This window comes from Serratia bockelmannii, assembly GCF_051803255.1.
Lineage (GTDB): Bacteria > Pseudomonadota > Gammaproteobacteria > Enterobacterales > Enterobacteriaceae > Serratia > Serratia bockelmannii.
In genome coordinates this window covers 2,369,113-2,391,713 of the sequence record NZ_CP196512.1, presented here as the reverse complement: position 1 = coordinate 2,391,713, position 22,601 = coordinate 2,369,113, and the positions used below count along the sequence as shown (strand labels likewise).

Genomic DNA, 22,601 nt, shown 5'->3' with positions numbered 1-22,601 from the left:
GTCTCCGCCTGCACGTGATGATCTTATGGGCTGGCCTTTCGCCACCGACCACCAGGCAACCGACGTTGCGCGGGCGAATCAGCCGGTGGGCGGATCTTCCAGCATTTTATTCAGCAGGAATATCAGCGCTATCCGTTCGGCCGGGTTCAGCGTACCGAACGTCAGTTCTGTGATTTTCGCCGCCTGCGGCACCGTTTCCGCCAGCAGCACGGCGCCGGCGTCGGTGAGGCCGACCACCACCTTGCGCCGATCGATCGGATCCGGCGTTACCGTGATCAGATCGCGCGCCTTCAGCCGTTCGACGATGCCGCGGATGGTGGCCTGATCCACCGCCGTCACCTGCACCAGCTCGGTCAGCGAGCTCGGCCCCATATCGCGCACCGCGCACAGGGTGATGAACTGCACCGCCGTCAGCTGCGAATCGCCGACGTTTTGCTGGAAAATCGCCACGTGGCGCTGATAAACCTTGCGCAGCAGGTGCCCGACTTGCTCGGTAAAATGATAATTTTCAGGTTGGCCGCTCACGGCTGACGGGTATTCGGGGGGCGTCATTGCGTTACTCTCACCATCTATGGAATCCACGAGAATAGTACAAACCCCCGCCGTTGGCAGCAACGATTACGCCCGGCGCACGCGCGACGCCTCCGGCGCTACCACTTCACCGTCCGCCACCACCGTTTGCCCGTCGAGGCGAATGTCGCAGCGGCGCAGCGCGATATCCATATGGCAAGGCGTTTTGCGCGTGCCGCCCACTTCGGTGTTCGGCCCGGTGGAGAACAGGAAGTTGCCGTAGAACGCGCGCGCGTCCATGCACATGCCGTCGTTCTTGTCGTGCAGACCCATCGCCGTCCACTGGGCGCGCGGCTGCAGACCCCAGCCGATGTGCGAGATGCCGTACACCTCCGGATCGTCGAAGTATTTCATGTATTCGCGCAGGTATTCCGCCTCGAAGCCGCCGTGAATGCGAGTAACGAACCCTTGTTCGATCTCCAGCGTGATGCGTTCACGCGCATAGCTTTTGAACGGCAGCAAGATATCGCCGACCTCCAGCACCAGCACCCCTTCCGCCTGCTCCTCATTCGGCCAGGTGAACAGGAAACCGCTCGGCCAGTGATCCCAGCGCCCCGGTTCATCGGCATAGCCGTACTCGGTCACCGTCGGGTATTGCCCCAGCGGCGCGCGGAAATCGCTGCCGGCGGCGGAGGTCACCTGCATCAGCTTCGCCTGCTCCAGCACGGCGGCGGCGGCCAGCACCCGCGCCTTGTCCTCCGCGTTGGGCAACATGCGCGCCAGCACCTCCGGCGGCTCCACCGCCAGCAGGATGCGGGTGCCAGTTTTCAGGATCTGTTCCTGCTCCGGCGAATGCAGCAGCATCATGGTATCGACGATCAGGTCGGCGGCCTCCAGCGCACGCTGCGCCGCCAGATTGCCGGTCAGCGCGGTATCGCCGCAATAGGCGGTCATGTCGTTGCCCATCGCTCGCGGATGGTTGAACGCCGGCAGTTCGACGGCATACACCTTGGCGCCCAGCCGCAGCGCTGCGTCGGTCGCGGCGCGCACCGTGCGCGCATCGGAATAATGGCTTTTCAAAATCGCCACGCTCTGCGAAGCATCGACCTTCGACAGCGTAAGCACCTGCTCGAACAGCTGTACCAACTGGGTTTCATTGACCGCCATGGCCTGTCTCCTGTCTCGTCAAGGGTGACCGACGCCCGCAAGGCGGCGGTGATTTTTCAAACAATTTAAAGTGAACACACTCATTTCATCTAAGTCAAAAAAGCAAAGGAAAGCAAGCTGCGAATATCCACCATAAGAAAGTCCTATTTCATCCCGCATCAATCCTGTGATTAACATGAGCTTAACAGTAATACGCCGTCAATTAGCGTGAGCGAGATCTGATTTAACACTTTTGCAACTTTGCGTTATCTAGCGCATACACTATAAATCGATCGTCCAGCCACGCGTTGGGCCTACGCTGAAAAAAGCCAACAGACAGGGGAAACATGATGAGCAAACAACCACGCATCGCCGTCGTCGGCGCCGGGCTGGGGGGCGCCGCCGCCGCCGGGCTGCTGCAAAAAGCCGGCTTTACCGTCGATCTGTATGAACAGAGCCCGGCGTTCTCACGCCTTGGCGCCGGCATTCACATGGGGCCGAACGTACTGAAGATTTTCCGCCGTCTCGGTATTGAGCAGCGGTTGGAGCAGATGGCGTCTCATCCCGATTTCTGGTTCAGCCGCGACGCCGAAAGCGGCGACTACCTGTCGCGCATCGAACTGGGCGCCTTCGCCCGCCGGGAGTACGGCGCCGCCTATGTGACGGTGCACCGCGGCGATTTGCAGGCGTTGCAGCTCTCCGCGCTGCAGCCCGGCACCCTGCACTTCGGCAAATGCCTGAGCAAAATTGAAGATCGCGGTGACGAGGTGGTGCTGAACTTCGTCGACGGCACCTCGGCCCACGCCGACATCGTGATCGGCGCCGACGGCATCAATTCGCGCATTCGTGAGCACCTGCTGGGCGCTGAAGCGCCGACCTACAGCGGCTGGGTGGCCCACCGCGCGCTGATCCGCGGCGAGAAGCTGGCGAAATACAACCTGACGTTCGAAGACTGCGTGAAGTGGTGGTCGGCGGATCGCCATCTGATGGTCTACTACACCACCCAACGGCGCGACGAGTATTACTACGTCAGCGGCGTGCCGCACCCGGCCTGGGATTTCCAGGGCAGCTTCATCGACAGCAGCCGCGAAGAGATGTTCGAGACCTTCGCCGGCTACCACCCGATCGTGCAGGCGCTGATCGAATCCAGCGAGCAGGTCACCAAATGGCCATTGCTGAACCGCAAACCGCTGCCGCTGTGGAGCGAAGGCCGTCTGGTGCTGCTCGGCGACGCCTGCCACCCGATGAAACCGCACATGGCGCAGGGCGCGGCGATGGCGATCGAAGACGCCGCCATGCTGACCCGCTGCCTGCAGGAAACCGGCCTCGGCGACTACCGCACCGCCTTCCAGCTGTATGAAGCCAACCGCAAGGAGCGCGCCTCCCGGGTGCAGGCGGTGTCCAACGCCAACACCTTCCTGCGCACCCAGGAAGATCCGGCCTGGGTCTACGGCTACGACCTGTACGCGCAAGCGCTGAAATCGGAGAACGCCGCATGAGCACCTTCCTCTACGGCGCCCACGTTCACGCCAACGACATTCGCCAACACTATCTGCGCTACGGCGGCCACGGCCCGGCGCTGATCCTGGTCCCCGGCATCACCAGCCCGGCGATCACCTGGGGCTTCGTCGCCGAGCGGCTGGGGGAAAAATACGACGTCTACGTGCTCGACGTGCGCGGCCGCGGTCTGTCGTCCAGCGGCCCGGAACTGGCTTATGACGCAGAGACCTGCGCGCAGGACGTCAACGCCTTCGCCGCTGCGTTGAACCTGGGCAGTTACGCCCTGCTCGGCCATTCGATGGGCGCCCGCTTCGCCCTGCGCGCCGCCGCTCTGCAGCCCGCCGGCGTGCGGCGGCTGGTGCTGGTCGATCCGCCGGTTTCCGGCCCCGGCCGCCGCGCCTATCCCGGCCAATGGCCGTGGTACGCCGACTCCATCCGGCAGTCGCTGCCGGGCATGAGCGCCGAGCAGATGCGCGCCTTTTGCCCAACCTGGAGCGAAGAGCAGCGCCGGCTGCGCGCCGAGTGGCTGCACACCTGCTACGAGCCGGCGATCCAACGCGCCTACGACGATTTTCATCAGGTGGACAGCCACCGTGACTACCCGCTGCTGACCATGCCGACGCTGCTGATGGCCGCAGGCAAAGGCGGCGTCATTCAGCCCGAAGACCGGGCAGAGATCCGCGCGCTACAGCCGGAGATCGCCATCGTCGAGGTCGAGAACGCCGGACACATGATCCCGTGGGACGATTTCGACGGCTTCTTCCGCGCCCTGGGCGTTTTTCTGGATTAACTGAGGAACACCGACATGAGCAACCACTACCGCATCGGCCAGATCGTGCCCAGCTCCAACACCACAATGGAAACCGAGATCCCGGCGATGCTGGGCGCGCGCCAGCTGATACGCCCGGAGCGTTTCACTTTTCACTCCAGCCGCATGCGCATGAAACACGTCAATAAAGAAGAATTGGCGGCGATGGACGCCGAGTCCGATCGCTGCGCGCTGGAGCTGTCCGACGCGCGGGTCGACGTGCTCGGCTACGCCTGCCTGGTGGCCATCATGGCGATGGGGCTGGGCTATCACCGCGAATCGCAGGCCCGGCTGGCGCAGGTGACGAAAGACAATCAGGCCGCCGCGCCGGTTATCAGCAGCGCCGGCGCGCTGGTCAACGGCCTGAAGGTGATCGGCGCCAAACGCATCGCGCTGGTGGCACCCTACATGAAACCGCTGACCCAGCTGGTGGTGGACTACATCCAGCACGAAGGCATCGAGGTCAAGGTGTGGCGCGCGCTGGAGATCCCGGACAACCTCGAGGTCGGCCGGCACGATCCGGCCAGGCTGCCGGGGATCGTCGCCGAGATGGATTTACGCGAGGTCGATGCTATCGTGCTGTCCGCCTGCGTGCAGATGCCTTCTCTGCCGGCCGTCCCAACGGTAGAGGCCCAAACCGGCAAACCGGTGATCACCGCCGCCATCGCCACCACTTACGCGATGCTGACCGCGCTGGAGCTGGAACCGATCGTCCCCGGCGCCGGCGCCCTGCTGTCCGGCGCCTATTGAGGAGGCAGAATGAACGACACCCTCAGCGACAACTACCGCGGCGTCTGGGGCCAGCGCATCGGCTTCGGCCGGCGCCCGGCGCTGCTGGCGATCGATTTTATGCAGGCCTACACCACCGAAGGCGCGCCGCTGTTCGCGCCGGGCGTGGTGAGCGCGGTCGAGGAAAGCCGCGAGCTGCTGGCCTGCGCGCGCCGAACGGGAATTCCGGTGATCCACACCCATATCCGCTATCATGCAGGCCATTTTGCCGATGGCGGCCTGTGGGTGAAGAAAGCGCCGGTGATGAAAGACATGGTGGCGGGCAACCCGCTGGCGGCGTTCTGCCCGCCGGTGGCGCCGCTGGCCGATGAGGTGGTGCTGAGCAAGCAATACGCCAGCGCCTTCTTCGGCACCGCGCTGGCGCCGCTGCTGGTGGCGCAAGGGATCGACACGCTGCTGATGATCGGCTGCTCCACCAGCGGCTGCATCCGCGCCAGCGCGGTGGACGCGGTGCAGCACGGCTTCCGCGCCATGGTGGTGCGCGAGTGCGTCGGCGATCGTCACCCCGACCCGCACGAAGCCAACCTGTTCGACATCGACAGCAAATACGGCGACGTGGTGCACAAACGGGAGGCGCTCGACTACCTGAACCGGTTATGAGTCAACGATTCACCTGCAACGACAATAACGAAGGCGCAGACAGCGCCTCACGCGACCGCCCGAAACAGGGCGGCGTCCATGCAACGCAAACACAACAGGCGCCTCCTGCGGAGGCCAACACGCACCACCTGGAGACAACATCATGGCCATTGTCGACACCCCGCTGGCGGGGAAAGCGGACGCAGAATCGCTGCTGCTGTACCGCAAAATCACCTGGAAACTGATCCCGTTTCTTTGCCTGTGTTACCTGGCGGCCTACCTCGATCGCATCAACGTAGGGCTGGCCAAGCTGCAGATGGCCGACGCGCTGCAGCTGAGCGAAGCGGCCTTTGGTCTGGGCGCCGGGCTGTTCTTCGTCGGCTATATTCTGTTCGAGGTGCCGAGCAACCTGATCCTGCAGCGCGTCGGCGCCAAGATGTGGATTGCCCGTATCATGATCACCTGGGGGCTGCTGTCCACCGCCACCATGTTCGTCACCACGCCGACCCAGTTCTACGTCATTCGCTTTCTGCTCGGCGTGGCGGAGGCCGGTTTCCTGCCCGGCGTGCTCTTTTACCTGACGCTGTGGTTCCCGACCTATCGCCGCGGCCGCATCATCGCGCTGTTCATGATCGGCCTGCCGCTCTCCAGCGTGATCGGCGGGCCGCTCTCCGGCTGGATCATGGGCCATTTCGACATGCGCCACGGGCTGCACGGCTGGCAGTGGCTGTTTTTGCTGGAGGGCATTCCCAGCGTGCTGTTGGGCGTGCTGACCTTCTGGCTATTGCCTAACACTTATCAGCAGGCCAAGTGGCTGACGCCCGAGGAAAAACAGCGCATCGCCGACGATCTGGCGCGCGACGACGCCGAGGCCGATCACGGCAAGCACAGCTTCCGCGACGGCTTCTTCAACCTGAAGGTGTGGATGCTCGGCGGCATCGACTTCGCTATTCTGCTCAGCGCCTACGCCATGGGCTTTTGGATGCCGACCTTCATCAAAACCGCCGGCGTTACCGACATCACCACCATCGGTTACCTGACGGCGATCCCCAGCGTCGCCGCCCTGCTCGGCATGCTGCTGATCGGCAGCAGTTCCGACCGGCTGCGCGAACGGCGCTGGCATATCATCGTGCCGTTTATCGTCGGCGCGCTGGCGATGGCCGGCAGCACCTTCTTCACCCACAATGCGCTGGCCACGGTGCTGCTGTTCTCCATCGCCCAGGCGGCAATCATCGGCGCGGTGCCGGTGTTCTTCAGCCTGCCGGCCACCTTCCTGCGCGGCACAGCGGCGGCGACCGGCTTCGCGCTGGCCTGTTCGCTGGCCAACATCGCTGGGCTGGTGAGCAATTCGCTGATGGGGCTGGCGCTGGATCTGACCGGCAAGAGCGGTGGCGCGCTCTGGGCCTTCGCCGGCTGCCTGCTGCTCAGCTCGCTGCTGGTGGTGGCCCTGCCGGCCAAGGTGGTGAACCGCTGAGCGTTAATAGAAAGGGAAAAGGCGCAAGACAATGACAATGATGATAACGGACCGTTGTCTGCTTTGATTCTTGCGCCGTTTTCTCCCCCCACAACACGGCATGTCAATAACGACGATGGGCTCTGGGTTACCCCACCAACAACGTTTTTGCTTCCAGATAGGCCTGCATCCCCCATTTGCCCATCTCGCGCCCCAGCCCGGACTGTTTGAAACCGCCAAACGGCGCTTTAGGTTCATGATCCAACGTGTTCAGCAGAACACGCCCGGAGTCAATCTGCTGCGCCACCCGCACCCCGCGTTCGCGATCGCCGCTTAACACCAGCGCACTCAGCCCGTAGGCGGTGTCGTTGGCGATCGCAAGCGCTTCGGCCTCATTGTCGTAAGGGATGATCACCAGCACCGGACCAAAAATTTCTTCCCGGGCAATGCGCATCCGGTTATTGCCCGCAAATACCGTAGGCTTCACGCACCAGCCTTTATCCATACCCGATGGACGGCCAACGCCGCCAACCAACAATGTCGCCCCTTCTTCCTCGCCCAAGCGGATATAATCCTGCACCCGTTGCCACTGTTTTTGGCTCACCATCGGGCCGATTTCCGTATTTTCATCGCGCGGATCGCCCGACCGGACTTTGCCTACCGCGTCGGCAATCGCCTGTTCAAACTCCGCCTGACGGCTGCGCGGCACCAGAATTCGCGTGCCTGCAATGCAGGCCTGGCCGCTATTCATAAAACCGGCGGCAAGCGCCAAAGGCACGGCCTGCATGACATCCGCATCGTCCAGGATCAGCGTCGGCGATTTGCCCCCCAGTTCCAATGTCACCCGTTTCAGCGATTCTGCACCGCTTTCTACGATATGTTTGCCCACCGCCGTGGAACCGGTAAACGAGATCTTGGCAATATCGGGATGTCGATTAATGACCTCACCCACCACCTCGCCTCGCCCGGTGATAATGTTAAATACCCCGGCAGGAATGCCCGCATCGTGCAACGCTTCGGTGATGACCCGCGTTTGCATCGCGCTCATTTCGCTGGGCTTGATCACCGCGGTGCACCCTGCCGCCATCGCCGTCGCCAGTTTGTTGCAGATAAACCCGGCATCGCTGTTCCATGGCGTAATCAGCCCGGCGACGCCGACAGGCGTCATGATGACCTGCGCCTTACCCGCCTGTTCCGTAAACTCGAAATTTTCCAGCGCGTCGATCGCCTGAGCTATCGCGTCCGCCGGGTAGCTGGCCATCCAGCGCCCACGAATTTTGGGCGCGCCATATTCCATCACGACGGCGTCCATCAGCTCATCTTCACGGGCCATAACCGCTTTGTGCATACGGCGCAATACGGCAAGGCGTTCCGCCTTACTGGTCTTGGACCAGTAAGGAAATGCGGCCTTGGCTGCGGCAATCGCCCGTTCGGCATCCACCTCGTCCGCCAGACGCACAGTGCCAATCACGTCTTCTGTCGCCGGGTTAAACAGCGTGAAGCGTTCTTCACCGTGGGGTGTCACGAATTCACCGTTGATATAAATGCTGTCAATTTTTTGCATGGTGCGCTCCACATGTTCCGATTAGTCAAACGAGTATAGAAACAGATGATCAATACGATAAGTGGGTCTATCCTGTACGAACTGTACCGATAATCGGGATAATCTATGCATCGCAGTGGACTAACAGAGTTGGAAGTCGTGTTGGCGGTGGCGCAGCGACAAAGCTTTCGCGCCGCCGCACGGCAATTAGGCATGTCGGCCACCGCCGTCAGCAATGCGGTGGCCGGGTTGGAAAGCCGCCTGAAAATACGTCTGTTTAACCGTTCGACCCGCAGCGTGGCGCTGACGCCGGCGGGCGCGCGTTATGTAGAACGAATCGCCCCCGCTCTGGCCGAGATTCGGCGTGCATCAGAAGAGATCGCCACCCAGCCCGACGCGCCAACCGGCACGCTGCGCATCAGCGCACCGCAGGAGTGCGTCTCCCTGCTCTACGAACCGTTGATCGAAACGTATTTGCGGCGTTACCCGCAAATGCGGCTCGATATCACCAGCGAATCAAGAATGGTGGACATTGTGGCGGAAGGTTACGACGCGGGGATCCGTTTGGCGGAGTCCGTCCCGCAGGACATGATCGCCGTGGAGCTAACGGGAGATATCCGCATGTTGGTGGTCGCTACACCAGACTATTTCGCTGAACATGGCATACCGCAATCGCCGGAGGATCTGTTACGGCACAAAAGCGTCGGGATGCGTATGTCACACGGAGGGATTTACCATTGGGAATTGGAACGCCACCAACAGAAACTTCGAGTCAACGTACCGCCGCGCATTGTATTGAATGAAATGCGCGCCATTCATCGTGCCGCATTGAGCGGTGTGGGGATTGCCTTCGTTTCAGATTGGTTTGCCCGTGAAGATATCGCATCAGGTCGTCTTATTAGCGTACTGGACGAATGGTGCCCAGCTTTCGGCGGATTGCGTCTCTATTATCCCGGCAGACGACATGTTCCTCCGGGGCTCAAGGCATTTATCGATTTGGTGCATGAAATTCAGGCCAGGTAGCTTGTCTTCTCTCTGTCGACCAGAAAACGGCACCGCCAAACGTCGGAATGCGACCGGCATTTGGCGTGCCGTTGGTTTACTCACTCTCCTTGTTCATACCCTCGGGACTATTCGCCCTTCAGCCCGCGGTTGATCAGCATCGGCTCGATGCTCGGCTCTTTGCCGCGCCAGTCGATGTACAGCTTCTCCAGATCCTGGCTGTTACCGCGCGACAGGATCATGTCGCGGAAGCGCTGGCCGTTTTCGGCGGTCAGGCCACCGTGCTCGGTGAACCACTGGAAGGCGTCGTCCGCCAGCATTTCCGTCCACAGATAGGCGTAATAGCCCGCGGCGTAGCCGTTACCCCAGATGTGCTGGAAATAGCTGGAACGGTAGCGCGGCGGCACGTAGCTGAGATCGACCTTGTCTTTTTGCAACGATTCGGCCTCGAACTTGTCCACGTCTTGCTGCGGCTGGTCGGCGGTCAGCATGTGCCAGTGCATGTCCAGCAGCGCGGCGGACAGCAGCTCGGTCATGCTGTAGCCCTTGTTGAACTTGTCGGCCTTCTTGATCTTGTCGACCAGTTCCTGCGGCATCGCCTCGCCGGTCTGATAATGCTTGGCGAAGTGGCTGAACACTTTCGGATCGCTGACCCAGTGCTCGTTGAACTGCGACGGGAACTCGACGAAATCGCGCGCGGTGTTGGTACCCGACAGGCTCGGGTATTCCTGATCGGCGAACATACCGTGCAGCGCGTGGCCGAACTCGTGGAACATGGTGATCACGTCGTCATACGACAGCAGCGCCGGCTGCCCCGGCGCCGGTTTGGTGAAGTTGGCGACGTTGTAGATCACCGGCTTGGTGCCGTTGAGCTTCGACTGATCGACGAAGTTGCTCATCCAGGCGCCGCCGCCCTTGTTGTCGCGCTTGAAGTAGTCGGTGTAGAACAGCGCCAGCGATTTGCCGTCCTTGTCGAACACTTCATACACCTTAACGTCCGGCTGGTAGACCGGAATGTCCTTGCGTTCTTTGAAACTGATGCCGTACAGCAGGTTGGCGGCGTAAAACACGCCGTTGTTCAGCACGTTGTTCAGCTCGAAGTAAGGTTTGATCTGCGATTCGTCCAGATCGTACTTGGCCTTGCGCACCTGTTCGGCGTAGAACTGCCAGTCCCAGGCCTGCACCTTGAAGTCGCCTTTCTGCTGATCGATCACCGCCTGAATGTCTTTGGCTTCACGCTCGGCGCGCGCGGTGGCCGCCGGCACGATGTTGCGCATAAAGCTCAAGGCGGCATCCGGCGTCTTGGCCATCTGGTTTTGCAGCTTCCAGGCGGCGTAGTTCGGGTAGCCCAGCAGTTTGGCCTGCTCGGCGCGTACCTTGGCCAGACGGGAAAGGGTCTGGCGGGTATCGTTGCCGTCGCCCTTCTCCGCGCGCGTCCAGGAGGCGTCGAACAGCGCTTGGCGGGTGTCGCGATCTTTCAGGCTCTGCAGCAGCGGCTGCTGGGTGGTGTTCTGCAGCACCAACAGCCACTGTTTCTCCAGCTTGCGCTCGGCGGCCGCCTGCGCTGCCGCGGCCAGCTCACCTTCGGACAGACCGTCCAGTTTCGCCGGATCGGTTATCGCCAGCGCGCCGTTTTTGCTCGCCGCCAGCAGTTTGTTGGTGAACTGGGTGCTCAGCGTCGCTGCTTCCTGGTTCAGCGTCTTCAGCTTGGCCTTGTCGGCGTCCGACAGGTTGGCGCCCGCCAGCTCGAAGTTCTTGTAGGTCACTTCCACCAGCCGGCGCGATTCCGGATCCAGCTTCAGCGCATCGCGATCCTGATAGATGGCCTTGATGCGCGCGAACAGCTTGCCGTTGAGCATGATGTCGTCGTTCAGCGCCGCCAGCATCGGCGAGGTTTCTTCATCCAGCTTCTGCAGCGCATCGCTGGTGTTGGCCGAGGTCATGGCGCCGAACACGTTCATCACCCGCGTCAGCAGCGAACCGGCCTGCTCCAGCGCCACGAAGGTATTCTTGACGTTGGGCTTGGCCGGGTTGTTGGCGATCTTCTCCACCTCTTCCCGCTTTTGCTTGATGCCCGCCTCGATCGCCGGCGCGTAGTCGCTTTCCTTGATCAGGTTGAACGGCGGCGCCTGGAACGGCAGACGGCTTTGATAGAAGAACGGGTTTTGGGTCTTTTGCTTGTCGTGCTGATTGGCTTCACCGGTCACGGTAGCCTCCTTCGCCTGGCCGCTGGGCAGGGCACTATGGTCGGCGTGAGGTTGGGTTTCTGCTGCCTGTGCCTGCGAGCCCAGCGCCATGCCGATCGCCAGCACCAATGTGGATAAACGCATCAAATCGAAACTCCTCCATGTTCACGGAATAAGGTCTCGGGGAATGGCTCCCTCAGAGTCATCACCTAGCTTAGGCGCAGTTGGCAGTTTGAGCAAAAACAAGTGATTAGAAGTTAACCGCCTCGCCGACCGCGGCCAAACGCTTCTTTGACATCTTTATTTTTCATCATCGACACATAGTCACAAAATGTAATCATTTTATGATTAATTAATTCAATACCATGATAAATAAAGAGGAATCATAAAATACCCTGTTGACTTATCAGGTTACCCAATGTAACTTGATGTAAATTTTGATTAATGGAGCTAATCAAATTGTATCTTATAACGGAAATAGTTCTTATTGTCATTTTCATCCTCATTATCAGTGCCGTCTATAAAAACGCGAAGAAAAAAGGCGTGCGCACGTACCACATCGTTATGCTGTTCTTGATATTTCCCCTTGCCGTATTTTTAGACTACTGCCTGCAGCGCCAGGCGATCCTTTTGGATACGGCCGCCCTTAAAACCACGGCCAGTTATGGTTTGCCGATGGCGATTATTTTTTCGCTTGTTTTATCTATCACCTCTCGCAAGAAGGAGTTTAAATGAGAGCCTTAACGGAAGTTGAATTGTCATGTATTAACGGATCTGACGGCAACGATTCTTATAATCCGACTTCGCTCATTGTCGGTAGCCTGAGCACAATAGCGAAATTACCCACCCCCGTATCCTTAGCCGTGGGCGTCGGGACGGAAATAGCTATTCAAGCCGCACCACACATGCCGGTTAACGTTGCTATTCCACAGGTTCCTATGGGCCCAACCTGGAATGGCAGTGGCGGTGGCCGCCCTTCACCTTCGTCTTCACTTTCAACACCGGATTCATCAAATTAAAAAAACAGTCTTATTATTCCTTGTGCAATAAGGCCGGGATTGAACTTACTCTGCACCAATAAAAATAACGATTAAAAAATGACAAAGCTCGCCATGCTTCACGAAAGCTTGATCCCTTTCGTCGCAAAAAAGACAGGTTCTCAATTACTCTGGCACAATGCATTAAGCCCTGCCGAACAAGACGAACTGAAAAAAGAGACCAGCTATCTCATCGAAGAAAATAATCGCCATGCTATTTTTGATGACGGTACGCCGCGCTTAAACGATGAAAAAGTCTTTTTCGCCGAACGTTATGGCGGCGGCGCTATTTCGCGCAACGGCGGCGGAGCACGCTGTGGCTTTGATGGGCGTTGGCAGGTTAAAGGTATTGGGGCTAATGCGTTAGTCGGTCAAGGGGCAAAGCATGTCGATGGCGAGTTGACGATGACCGGCGCAGTATTGGAGGCATTATGGGGGAACGTCATGGCCAAACTGCTGCCTTACGGTGCCGTGCCCAATAAGGCGATCTTGGTGACCGATAGCCCCTTAGCCGCCATCTCTCCTGAATCGGCGAGAAGTCCCCATAACCGCAAGGCGTTGCTGGTGCGTGAGCCCGTCGTGCGCCCTGCACATTTTTGCCGCGCACCCTACTATCATCCTCATGATGCGATGCAAAGGCAGCCTTCGGATATTCAGCGGGTCGAAAAGCTGATTGTCGCCGCGCCGGCTTTTCTGCCTCGTCCCCCGGAGTTTGACGCCGCAAGCTGGTTGGCATTGCCCCAGGAAGAACAAGCATTCTACGGGCTCTGCGAGCTTGCCCGGCGTCTCGCGACGCAGATCGCGTACTGCCGCACCCGGCATTTGGTGATGATGACCTCACCCTCCAATTGCGATATGGCCGGTAGGCTGCTGGACTTTCATGGTGTTCGCAGTGTTTTTCCCGCAGAACGTCGCGATCCCGGGCGCAGCTACATTCAACACAACAAGCTCAATGAAGACGCCCCTTTGTTGCTGAGAGGCTTGCAAGATCTCGCTTTTTATTTAGCCAAGCATCAATTCGGCCCGGCATTTCTCGCGGCAGCGCACCAAGGCATCGGTGCGGCCTTCAACATGGCCTATAAACGAGCCTGCCTGCTGGATAATCTCGGTATGGCGGGTTTTGACCCTGCATTTTTACAACGCCTGCCTCTCACCGCCGAGTGGTTCGCCTTAGGCGAACGCTTGCAAAAAATGTTCGATTTGGCTCCCGGCATCTTTACCCGTCGACAAGGTCTTGGCCTGGGGAATGCTCATCCGGCGATTGCCCTATTGCACCGGCTCATCGACGCACCCGTAAGGGTTCCCGCCGAACAACAGGGTACGACCGCGGAGGAGAGATTTTCTCTGGCGTTCCGTCGGTTATACGCGCAATACCTTCAGGAAACATCAGCAGCTCAAACCTCCGCCGGATTACAACTGGCGATGAAGCAGACCGTCACCAGAAGGTTGGGTTCCCGCACGTTCATGCGCCGTGAAGTGATTTTTCAAGAAATTTCCGGCTGGCGCGGCGAAGTCAGCGAGATCACCGAACAATTGCAAACCTATCTCGACCGTTTCGAGCGCCAGGCGATCAACGTATTACAATAACAACGCTGAGGATATTTCGTGAGTTTTATCAAAGAAAACCAGCAGGGTAAAAGTAGGTTCAGTCAATACGAGAGCCTGGGCTTCGCCGTTAACTGTATGTTGATGAATAAAAATTACAGTTTGTACCATATAAAAACGTTGCAGCTATGGACTCAGGAAGCGATTAATCAAAACCAATTTAAAATATTATTCGACCATTTGGATAACCCGATAGGGTATATAACCTGGGCCTACCTGAGAGATGAGACGCTGAGTCGATTTATTAACGATCCGCAGTTTCTTCTCCATAACTCAGAATGGGATGAGGGCGGTACGCTGTGTATTTTAGATTTTTGCTGCAAGCCAGGCAGCGCGCATTTATGTTTGGAACACCTTAAAAGAGTTCACCCCATCGTAGAACGCCGCACGGTTGTGTGGCGCTCCCGCCGAACGGGCAGACTGATGACTGTAAAAAATAAAGAAAAATAATTGTCAGGGATGAGGCAATGAGCAAACATCAATTACTGGATTCACAGGCAGGATTTTACTATGGCACCAAGATCGGCGATGATAAATCGAGCTATAATATCGCGGAATATGTCGAAATAAATCACACTCTCGATATCGCAAGAATGAAACGTGCTATTCATCGTGTCATCAGCCAAACCCCTACGCTGCACGTTCTGTTTGATGAGGATAACGGCACGCCTTATCAATATTCCGTCACCGCCAATATCTCAGTGGAATGGGTAGATCTTTCGCAGAGCGCCAACGATATGGCCACCGCTATCGAATTAATGGAAGCGGATGCTAAGCGCCCCTTCTCGCTGAACGCAGCGCCGTTATTCAGACAAAAAATCATCAGGCTGGGTGAGAAACGCTTTCTGTGGTATTTCTGCAGCCACCATCTGCTGCTTGATGGTTACGGCACTTATTTGCTGATCCATCAAGTGGCGCAGGCCTACCGAGACCAGACACAACAACCGCAAGACGTACCGGCGATCGATGCCTTGCTCAGGGCTGAATCTGAGTATAAACAGTCAGCCGCCTATCAAGCAGACCGACATTTTTGGCAAGCGGCCAGCGCCTCACTGCCAGACCCGATGACATTAGCCTGCGCCAATATTCCCTCGGGACAGACCATCCGCCATGTGACGTCGTTGCCCTATCCTGCCGAGCGGCTTGCGCTGCAAACCGAACATCCTTCCTGGCTGGCGCGCACTTTTGTAGCGGTGATGGCGTATTTGTACCTATGTACCGGCGAGAAGCAGCAAACGATCGGCGTCCCTATGATGGCGCGAACAGACGCCCTGTCGAGGCAGGCGCTAACCTGCAAGACCAACGTTGTTCCTTTGACTCTCGATATTGAGGACACCGCCTCATGCCGACAGTTGGCGCAAACCATTGAACACGCGCTCAAGCAACTCAAGAAACATCAAGCGTTTCGTTACGAAGAGATAAAAAGTCTGAGGAGCGTCGCCAGCCGCTCGCCGTTGTTCAACATCGTGGTCAATATCATTCCCTTTGAAGCGGCAGCCTCATTCTCTCCCGCTCAGCGTAGTGAAATCCGTAACTTACGCTCAGGAGGCGCGCAGGATCTGGTCTTCAACATGCGTCCCGATCTCGATAACCAAACGCTGCGGCTGGAGATCGATGCCGACTCAGGGCTTTACGATGCGGCCAGTCTGGTGCGGCACAGCCAGGGGATACAGACCTTGTGCACCTTGCTGTACGACGATCCGGAAAATCTTTCCGTCGCGGCATTGCGACAACGTTTCCCGCTCTCGCTGCTGGGTAAAACAGCCAACGACAACGTGGTCGATATCATGCAGCGTATCGATCGTGCCGTCGTTCAAGCGCCGCAACGCACGGCGATCCTCACGCCTGAACACGCTTCGTCATCGCTCAGAACGCTGTCTTATGCCGTTTTGCAGCAGCAGTGGCGTGCGCTGGCCGATGTCCTGGCTCCCGTTCGCGCCGCACATACCGTACTGTTGCTCGACTTGCCGCAAGGGCCGGAGGCCATCATCTGCATGCTTGCTGCGTTGCAATTGAAAATGCCCTTCGTCAACCTGAATGCCAAAGGGGATGGAGCGGCTTACCGTCAACTGCTTGAACAGTTTAGCGACGCTATCCTGATTACCGATCGCACGCGTCCCTCCGTTCATTCCGAGCCTGGCGCATTGGCGCATTGGCGCGCATCGACACTCAATATGCCGACGGATTTCGCACACTTCACCGTGTTTCGCCGGCAAACATCGACTGAGGCGCCGGCGTTCCCGGTCGGTACCAGCTATATCATGTTTACCTCCGGTTCGACGGGAATGCCTAAAGGCGTGATAGGCGCCCGACATGCTCTCAACGTTTTTGTCGATGCGGCGATAAAATGCTATGGCATTCAACCGCACGAACGCGTGTTGCAATTTGCGCCCTTGCATTTCGATGCCTGCATCGAAGAAATTTTCATGACGCTGGGGGCCGGCGCCCACCTGTGTATCGCCCCCGAGACCGTCAAGCACAGCTTTGCCGCTTTCTTCACATTCTGCGACGATCATCACATCAGCCTGTTGGATCTGCCGACCGCCTACTTTAATGAAATGCTGTTCGCCTCCGGCGGTGAACAGACGCTACCGCCGGCCGTCACTACCGTTATCATCGGCGGCGAAAGCCTTTCACCGCGAGCCAAAGAACGCTGGTTCGCGCACTACCCCAAAGGCAGGAAGTTATTCAACTCCTACGGCCCAACCGAAACAACCGTGGTGGCGACGGCCGCAGAAATCAAAAACGATGGCGCCGCCGTGACGATAGGCACACCGCTGGATGGTATATACACGGCGATCGTCGGCGAGGATCTCAGGCCGTTGCCGCTCGGCTGCAGCGGCGAATTACTGATAGCCGGAGCGACCGTCGGCCTGGGATATTGGCATCAGCCAACGCTGAGCGCGGAAAAGTTCGTCACCCTTGAGGCCAACGGCCATCTCATGCCCGCCTTTCGTACCGGCGATATCGCCTGCCAGCGCCAAGATGGGCAGTTGGTGTTCCTTGGCCGCAAAATTCGTGAAGCGAAAATCGCCGGGCAGCGCGTCAATATGGGTGAGATAGAAAGCTGTCTGGCCCGCTTGCCCTCCATTGTCGAGATTGCCGTACTGGCCAAAAGCGGCGACGCGGGAACGGAACTGTACGCGCATTATCACAGCCGGCAGCCGCTCAGTGAGGCAATGCGTCGCACACTGTACGGCGAACTGCCCAATGCCCATATTCCTCAGCGCTTCGTGCATCATCCAACGCCGCTGGTCAAACTGGCTAACGGCAAGATTGATTATCGCACCCTGGAGAGACAATCCCGGATGCCTGAACCCACACGGGAGTTGCGTTCGACGACATTCAACACCCTGGTGCATGAAGTTTGGCTGGCGACGCTGGGCAGTGACGATGGCGACTTCTTCACGCTCGGCGGCGAGTCCCTGCAGGCCATAAAAATCATTAACGTGCTTAACGCCCACTGTCGGTTGGATCTGAACCTGAGCGACATTCTTGAACATCCAAGACTCGCCGATTTCTGCCGACACCTGACGCAGTTGGCCCATGCACGCTATGGTCTGGATCCGCAGCATCTGGACATCCGTTGCGCTATCGGCCGCTGTCTATCAACCGAGGCGCCGACCAGCAGCAGGCTGTTTATTCAATCTCCCGAAGGCACAGATGAACGGCTTTTATTGGCCGCCCTTGCCGACAAACGCGGTGTGGACATTCTGTCACCGCAGGCGCTGCCGTTGCCTGCTGAATGGTCGCTGAACGCGGCCATATTCAACGTACCGAACGAAGCCACTCAATATGCCAGTTGGCTCGATGCACTTTCGGCCCTGCTGCACACCCTGCTCGGCCGAGTTAACCACATGATCTTTATGCATGATACGGCCGGCGGAGCCAGACTCACGCAGGGCCTGCTACGCGATTTCCGGCATGAGCGACTACTGTTGCTGCATAAAGTCGATGCGCGCCGCCAAGCCGTCGACGCCGGTGTTACAGAGTTGATAGCCCTCTCTGCGCGGCTGGGTTATTTCCCGCACATTCGGTTCGATACGGCCAATGAGCGATTGAACGGCTGCGTACTGAGGATCTTCGGTTTCGATGATGGCGAGAATATCGACCATCGCGCCGCCTTCACAATGGCGCAGCGGAGAAACCCGGGAGTGCAGTTGTGTAGCTTAGCGCATTGGCTGAATTTGATTTCCGCCCACAGCGACAAACGCCCGAATAAAAGCGGTCGAACAGCGAAAACTATCGACGTCAACATGGAAGGAGCGCACTGATGAGCGTCATCGGCTTGATCAATCTGATGGAAATGGCGAAACAGGGAGCAAAATTCGGCGAGCTGTCGCCTCGACGCCAAACCATCGAGCATGTTGACGCCGCCGCACTCAGTGCGGTGCAGGAAGACATTACCGCATTTTTATCTGTCTGTACGCCAGACAATTCAGAGCGGCACACCGGCGAGAAGCCTTGTTACACCGTCAATCACTACGCGGGCCAATACCTGTGGCTGTATGAAAACTTCACCAAGAACAGCCCGCTGTATAACATTCCGATCGCTAAAGAGATCCTGGGGCCCTTTGAACCCGAGCGTTTGCTCGCCGCGTTGAAAAAACTGCTCAAGCGGCACGGTGCGCTTTGCGGCCGCTACCGGCTAGACGGTGAAGCCATTACCGTTGACATCGTGCATCCTGATGAAACCATTTTCGAACACAGCCTCGAGGACATCAGCAGGCTGAACAGTGAAGAGCAGCAAGAAAATATGCTGGCGGCGCTTAACGCCCAGTGTACGATTCCGTTTGACCTCGCGGCTGAGTATCCCCTGCGCTGCCGGATCTTGAGAAAGAGCGCGCAGCACCACTATCTGTTCTTGACCTTCCACCATTGCGTGGTCGACGGCTGGACGGCCAATTTGCTGGTGGATGAACTGAGCCGTGACTATCAAGCGTACGAAGAGCATTGGCATTATGACAACGGTCAGGCGTTTTTCCGCTATCTTGAAGACCCTTTCCTCGCCGTCGCCAATGTCGATGACAGCATGGCGTTTTGGCGCGATGAACTGGATGGTGCGCCGGAAAAACACGCGCTTGAATACGATATCGCCATCACCGCGGCAGGCAAAACACAGAATATCGTCAGAACATCGCTGACGAACGAACTGCAGCCGGCCCTGGCCCAGTTAGCCAAACATAACGGTACGACGCTGTTTACGCTGTTGCACTCCGCCTTCGCGTTACTGATTGCCAGAGAATCGGCGACGGATCGCGTGGTCATCGGTAGCCCGATCGCCAACAGGAACGAGCCGACGTTAAACGACGCCGTTGGCAGCTTCGTCAACACGATCGCTCACCAATTTATCATCACTGGCGACGACAGTTTCACCGCGCTGCTGCAAAAGAACGCCAATAAATTTGCGCGCGCTTTCAAACATCAGGGATTGCCCTTCTCTTACCTGGTTGAACAACTCAAGCCCACGCGCGGCAAGTTCCACCCCATTTTTCAAATCATGTTCGTCTGCCAACATCGCAAAAGCAACGAGCTAAATCTTGGCAGTGCGCAGGTTAACACCCTGCCAAGACGCTATGCGCCGCCCAAGTTTGATCTGGTTCTGGAAGTAATTTCTGGCGCAGAGGGCATTCAGTTGGAGTGGCAATACAACGCCAAGCTGTTTACGCCGGAGCGTATTAACGGATTGGCGCAAGCTTACGCATTGCTGTTGCAGCAAATTGCCTGCGATCCTTCGCGGGCCGTCGACCACTATTCGCTGGCGCCAATGGCCGATAACCGGCAATTGCGGCAGCTCTCCGTCGGGCAGGCGATGCCGGTATGCTTGCGGCAACCTCTTTCCGATCGGCTGTTACGCGCTGCCCACCAGCATGGGGATCGCCCGGCGTTGTTCGAGGGAGATCAGGTGTGGCATTACGATCGGCTATTGCGGCACGCCGGCCTCGTGGCGCATTGGCTGAACGCCCATACCGCCCCTGGCACACTCATCGCCATCGATCTTCCACGCGGCGCTCATCAAGCTATTGCGGCGCTCGGCGTGATCCTCGCCGGACGCGCCTACTTGCCGTTGGCCGAAGGATTACCGGATGCCCGCGTAGCGGCCATTATGCGAATATCGGGTTGCGCCTGGGTTTTGAGCAATCGGGCTCACCATCGTGCCCGCTATCCGCAGACAACCCGCGTTCAGGATCTGGAGGCGCTGTTTTCTCCCTCTGCCACAGGCACAGCAACCTTCCCATCAGGCGAAGCGGAAGCACTCGCCTATGTCATTTATACATCGGGGACGACAGGCACGCCAAAAGGCGTGGCGATGGAACACGGCGCCGTCACCAATACCTTGCTGACCATGAATCAACTGTTTAACGTTTCACATCGTGACAACGTATTGGCGCTCGCCGACCTGGCCTTCGATTTATCGGTCTATGACCTGTTCGGCAGTTGGCTAGCCGGCGCATCGGTAACCGTGTTATCGCCGCACGACGCTAAAGAGCCGTCAGCATGGCTACATGCGATACGCCAGCGGAAAATCAGCATCTGGAACTCGGTTCCCGCCATCTTGCAAATGCTGGTGCAATACTGCGCACAAGAAAACATCCTGTCGCTGCCTCAACTGCGGCATATCTGGCTGAGCGGCGACCGTATCTCTCCGCGGCTGATCGCCGAAGCACATCGGCTTTGCCCCAACGCCACCATCACCAGCCTTGGCGGTGCCACCGAAGGGGCAATATGGTCAATTTATCATCCACTTACACGAGATACGCACTACAGAAACGCCATCCCCTATGGAACCGCATTGCCGAATCAAAGCATGTGGGTGTTGAATGAAAAACTCGAGCCGTGCGGTTTCGGCGTTACCGGCGACATTTATATCGGTGGCGTTGGCGTTGCCCGCGAGTATTGGCGCGATAGGCAAACCACCGCCGGCAGCTTTGTTCTTCTCCCAACCACCGGAGAACGCGTGTACCGCACCGGCGATCGTGGCCGTTGGCATCGCAGCGGTTACATCGAATTCCTCGGCCGCGAAGACCAACAGGTGAAACTGCAGGGTTTTCGCGTCGAATTGGGTGACGTCGAATTCGCGCTCAAAAGCAGCGAACTGGTCGCTGAAGCGTGCGTCGTCTGTCGCGATGAAACCAGGAACGGCACACCGTATCTGGAAGCCTATATCACATTGACCGAGTCGGGGAAAGCCAGCGTCCAGGCGGAGCAAAGAATACGCGAGCAGGTTACGGCCGCATTGCCCGCATATATGGCGCCATCCCACTATCATCTTATTGAACGTTTCCCGCTTTCACGCAACGGCAAATTGGATCGCACCTTGCTATCGCCAGGCACCGAACGGAGTCAGGCCAGCGATGTTGTTCCCGCCGCGTCCGCGGAACTCATGCTGCTACGTGAGTTGTTGGCGGATACGTTAGGCTGTGATCCAGACAAGATCGACCCCTATGCCAGCTTCTTCAGCAATGGCGGCAGCTCGCTTTCCGGCATTACGTTTTTGGGTAACATCAAGCGCGCCCTTAATGTGGAATTAACCCTGGCGGAAATCCTTGGCTACTCACAGCTCGATAAACTTGCCGAGCGTCTGCGCGATAACGCGCCCCTGCCGTTATCGATGTTGTCCGGCGCAGCCGATCGCCCCTCTCTGCCCACCTTGTATTTGGTGCATGGTGCCGGTGGCCAGGTACATCAATATGCAAAGTGGATAAAACAACTTTACGCCTGCGCCAACATCATCACCATCGCCAGCCCGGGGTTGGCCGCGCCAGGCGCAGACGACACACTCACCCTGCAGCGATTGGCCGCCTCCCATTTGGCGGCCATACCGCGTGCCAAACGCGACACTGCCGTTATCGCCGGCTGGTCATTGGGCGGCCAATTAGCTGTCCATATGGCGGCGCAGGCGACGGAACAAGGCGCGCCCTTTGCGCATGCGGTGCTTGTCGACAGCGGTTTGCCCACCCAGCACCCCTCAGTGAATCGAGGTTTCAGCGTGGCGCAAAGTTACCTCAGCCTGTTCGACTCTCTCGGTATTGCGCGCCATTTGTGTCGGCATCAAGAAACGAACGCGATAGACAGCTTCGCCAACGAGATAAAAATGCACTATGCGCTGAATCAGAGCGTGCTTGCGGAGAAGATCACGCTGGAACATGCCGAAGCCTTTTGTTGGGCGCTGAAAAAATCCTTTGATCTGACGAATAACGCCGGCCCTCTGCCACAGATAGCGATACCGCTGACGCTTTGGCTCAGCCAGCAACGTCAGCGTAAACACCCCAATCTTGCACAACGCTGGGAGAGGCAATCCTCTCATGACGTTCAACTCAATTATTGTGCAGAAACGCATTACAGCATTTTAAACAACGCTCAACTTCTTCGAGCGCTGACGCGGATGCTGCGCGCGTTGTCCACATCATTGGAATAACGCGAGAAGATACCCCTGGCCAAT

At 58.1% G+C, this 22,601-nt stretch carries 16 protein-coding genes; 12 read left to right on the top strand and 4 right to left on the bottom strand.

The features are described 5' to 3' along the window. Window positions 1-78: 78 nt before the first annotated feature. Both ACSJLU_RS11530 and ACSJLU_RS11525 read right to left on the bottom strand, forming a co-directional pair. Window positions 79-552: a MarR family winged helix-turn-helix transcriptional regulator gene (locus ACSJLU_RS11530; RefSeq protein ID WP_025302743.1), complete on the bottom strand. Its 474-nt coding sequence runs from the start codon at window positions 550-552 to the stop codon at window positions 79-81. A gap of 66 nt (window positions 553-618) precedes the next feature. Then, entirely contained in the window at window positions 619-1,677 is a 1,059-nt protein-coding gene (locus ACSJLU_RS11525) for a 2,5-dihydroxypyridine 5,6-dioxygenase (protein WP_025302742.1), read from the bottom strand. 326 nt (window positions 1,678-2,003) lie between these two features. Here ACSJLU_RS11525 and ACSJLU_RS11520 point away from each other — a divergent pair, with 326 nt between their 5' ends. The 5 genes from ACSJLU_RS11520 to ACSJLU_RS11500 all read left to right on the top strand — a co-directional run bounded on the left by ACSJLU_RS11520 (window position 2,004) and on the right by ACSJLU_RS11500 (window position 6,806). After that, window positions 2,004-3,155, top strand: a complete 1,152-nt coding sequence (locus ACSJLU_RS11520; protein WP_033645813.1) for an FAD-dependent monooxygenase — start codon at window positions 2,004-2,006, stop codon at window positions 3,153-3,155. After that, a complete protein-coding gene (locus ACSJLU_RS11515; protein WP_049207178.1) occupies window positions 3,152-3,946 on the top strand; it encodes an alpha/beta fold hydrolase in 795 nt (264 codons plus the stop codon). The genes ACSJLU_RS11520 and ACSJLU_RS11515 overlap by 4 nt, the downstream gene beginning before the upstream one ends. A gap of 66 nt (window positions 3,947-4,012) precedes the next feature. Next, on the top strand, window positions 4,013-4,714 hold the full coding sequence (locus ACSJLU_RS11510) for a maleate cis-trans isomerase family protein (protein WP_169541415.1): 702 nt from the start codon (window positions 4,013-4,015) through the stop codon (window positions 4,712-4,714). Between the two features lie 9 nt (window positions 4,715-4,723). Then, complete coding sequence (locus tag ACSJLU_RS11505; RefSeq protein WP_025302739.1) at window positions 4,724-5,353, top strand: N-carbamoylsarcosine amidohydrolase; 630 nt, start codon at window positions 4,724-4,726, stop codon at window positions 5,351-5,353. A 142-nt stretch (window positions 5,354-5,495) separates the two neighbouring features. Continuing rightward, the gene (locus ACSJLU_RS11500) at window positions 5,496-6,806 is read left to right on the top strand and encodes an MFS transporter (protein WP_004938595.1); all 1,311 of its coding nucleotides are present in this window, start codon (window positions 5,496-5,498) and stop codon (window positions 6,804-6,806) included. 127 nt (window positions 6,807-6,933) lie between these two features. On the opposite strand, the gene ACSJLU_RS11495 is transcribed toward ACSJLU_RS11500, so the two are convergent. After that, window positions 6,934-8,349, bottom strand: coding sequence for an aldehyde dehydrogenase family protein (locus tag ACSJLU_RS11495; protein WP_025302738.1), 1,416 nt, complete (start codon window positions 8,347-8,349; stop codon window positions 6,934-6,936). A gap of 105 nt (window positions 8,350-8,454) precedes the next feature. On the opposite strand from ACSJLU_RS11495, the gene ACSJLU_RS11490 reads away from it, so the two are divergent. Further along, window positions 8,455-9,351, top strand: coding sequence for a LysR family transcriptional regulator (locus ACSJLU_RS11490; RefSeq protein ID WP_025302737.1), 897 nt, complete (start codon window positions 8,455-8,457; stop codon window positions 9,349-9,351). A 107-nt stretch (window positions 9,352-9,458) separates the two neighbouring features. On the opposite strand, the gene dcp is transcribed toward ACSJLU_RS11490, so the two are convergent. Next, the gene (gene dcp / locus ACSJLU_RS11485; protein WP_167324288.1) at window positions 9,459-11,660 is read right to left on the bottom strand and encodes a peptidyl-dipeptidase Dcp; all 2,202 of its coding nucleotides are present in this window, start codon (window positions 11,658-11,660) and stop codon (window positions 9,459-9,461) included. Between the two features lie 315 nt (window positions 11,661-11,975). Here dcp and ACSJLU_RS11480 point away from each other — a divergent pair, with 315 nt between their 5' ends. From ACSJLU_RS11480 to ACSJLU_RS11455, 6 genes are all read left to right on the top strand, one after another. Next, complete coding sequence (locus tag ACSJLU_RS11480) at window positions 11,976-12,251, top strand: hypothetical protein (RefSeq protein WP_439041081.1); 276 nt, start codon at window positions 11,976-11,978, stop codon at window positions 12,249-12,251. After that, window positions 12,248-12,535: an E492 group microcin gene (locus tag ACSJLU_RS11475; RefSeq protein ID WP_125460888.1), complete on the top strand. Its 288-nt coding sequence runs from the start codon at window positions 12,248-12,250 to the stop codon at window positions 12,533-12,535. Before ACSJLU_RS11480 ends, ACSJLU_RS11475 begins: the two co-directional genes overlap by 4 nt. A 78-nt stretch (window positions 12,536-12,613) precedes the next feature. Then, window positions 12,614-14,140 (top strand): MchC protein, encoded by a 1,527-nt coding sequence (locus tag ACSJLU_RS11470; RefSeq protein ID WP_167324286.1) that lies wholly within the window; start codon window positions 12,614-12,616, stop codon window positions 14,138-14,140. An 18-nt stretch (window positions 14,141-14,158) separates the two neighbouring features. After that, on the top strand, window positions 14,159-14,608 hold the full coding sequence (locus tag ACSJLU_RS11465; RefSeq protein ID WP_025302733.1) for a toxin-activating lysine-acyltransferase: 450 nt from the start codon (window positions 14,159-14,161) through the stop codon (window positions 14,606-14,608). Window positions 14,609-14,625: 17 nt separating this feature from the next. Further along, window positions 14,626-18,432: an AMP-binding protein gene (locus tag ACSJLU_RS11460; RefSeq protein ID WP_167324285.1), complete on the top strand. Its 3,807-nt coding sequence runs from the start codon at window positions 14,626-14,628 to the stop codon at window positions 18,430-18,432. Further along, a complete protein-coding gene (locus ACSJLU_RS11455; protein WP_167324284.1) occupies window positions 18,432-22,577 on the top strand; it encodes a non-ribosomal peptide synthetase in 4,146 nt (1,381 codons plus the stop codon). The genes ACSJLU_RS11460 and ACSJLU_RS11455 overlap by 1 nt, the downstream gene beginning before the upstream one ends. Window positions 22,578-22,601: the final 24 nt, after the last annotated feature.

Bases quoted from the DNA above. Each gene is read 5' to 3' on its own strand.
- ACSJLU_RS11530 (WP_025302743.1), bottom strand. From the start codon at position 552: ATGACGCCCCCCGAATACCCGTCAGCCGTGAGCGGCCAACCTGAAAAT.
- ACSJLU_RS11525 (WP_025302742.1), bottom strand. From the start codon at position 1,677: ATGGCGGTCAATGAAACCCAGTTGGTACAGCTGTTCGAGCAGGTGCTT.
- ACSJLU_RS11520 (WP_033645813.1), top strand. From the start codon at position 2,004: ATGATGAGCAAACAACCACGCATCGCCGTCGTCGGCGCCGGGCTGGGG.
- ACSJLU_RS11515 (WP_049207178.1), top strand. From the start codon at position 3,152: ATGAGCACCTTCCTCTACGGCGCCCACGTTCACGCCAACGACATTCGC.
- ACSJLU_RS11510 (WP_169541415.1), top strand. From the start codon at position 4,013: ATGGAAACCGAGATCCCGGCGATGCTGGGCGCGCGCCAGCTGATACGC.
- ACSJLU_RS11505 (WP_025302739.1), top strand. From the start codon at position 4,724: ATGAACGACACCCTCAGCGACAACTACCGCGGCGTCTGGGGCCAGCGC.
- ACSJLU_RS11500 (WP_004938595.1), top strand. From the start codon at position 5,496: ATGGCCATTGTCGACACCCCGCTGGCGGGGAAAGCGGACGCAGAATCG.
- ACSJLU_RS11495 (WP_025302738.1), bottom strand. From the start codon at position 8,349: ATGCAAAAAATTGACAGCATTTATATCAACGGTGAATTCGTGACACCC.
- ACSJLU_RS11490 (WP_025302737.1), top strand. From the start codon at position 8,455: ATGCATCGCAGTGGACTAACAGAGTTGGAAGTCGTGTTGGCGGTGGCG.
- dcp (WP_167324288.1), bottom strand. From the start codon at position 11,660: ATGCGTTTATCCACATTGGTGCTGGCGATCGGCATGGCGCTGGGCTCG.
- ACSJLU_RS11475 (WP_125460888.1), top strand. From the start codon at position 12,248: ATGAGAGCCTTAACGGAAGTTGAATTGTCATGTATTAACGGATCTGAC.
- ACSJLU_RS11470 (WP_167324286.1), top strand. From the start codon at position 12,614: ATGACAAAGCTCGCCATGCTTCACGAAAGCTTGATCCCTTTCGTCGCA.
- ACSJLU_RS11460 (WP_167324285.1), top strand. From the start codon at position 14,626: ATGAGCAAACATCAATTACTGGATTCACAGGCAGGATTTTACTATGGC.
- ACSJLU_RS11455 (WP_167324284.1), top strand. From the start codon at position 18,432: ATGAGCGTCATCGGCTTGATCAATCTGATGGAAATGGCGAAACAGGGA.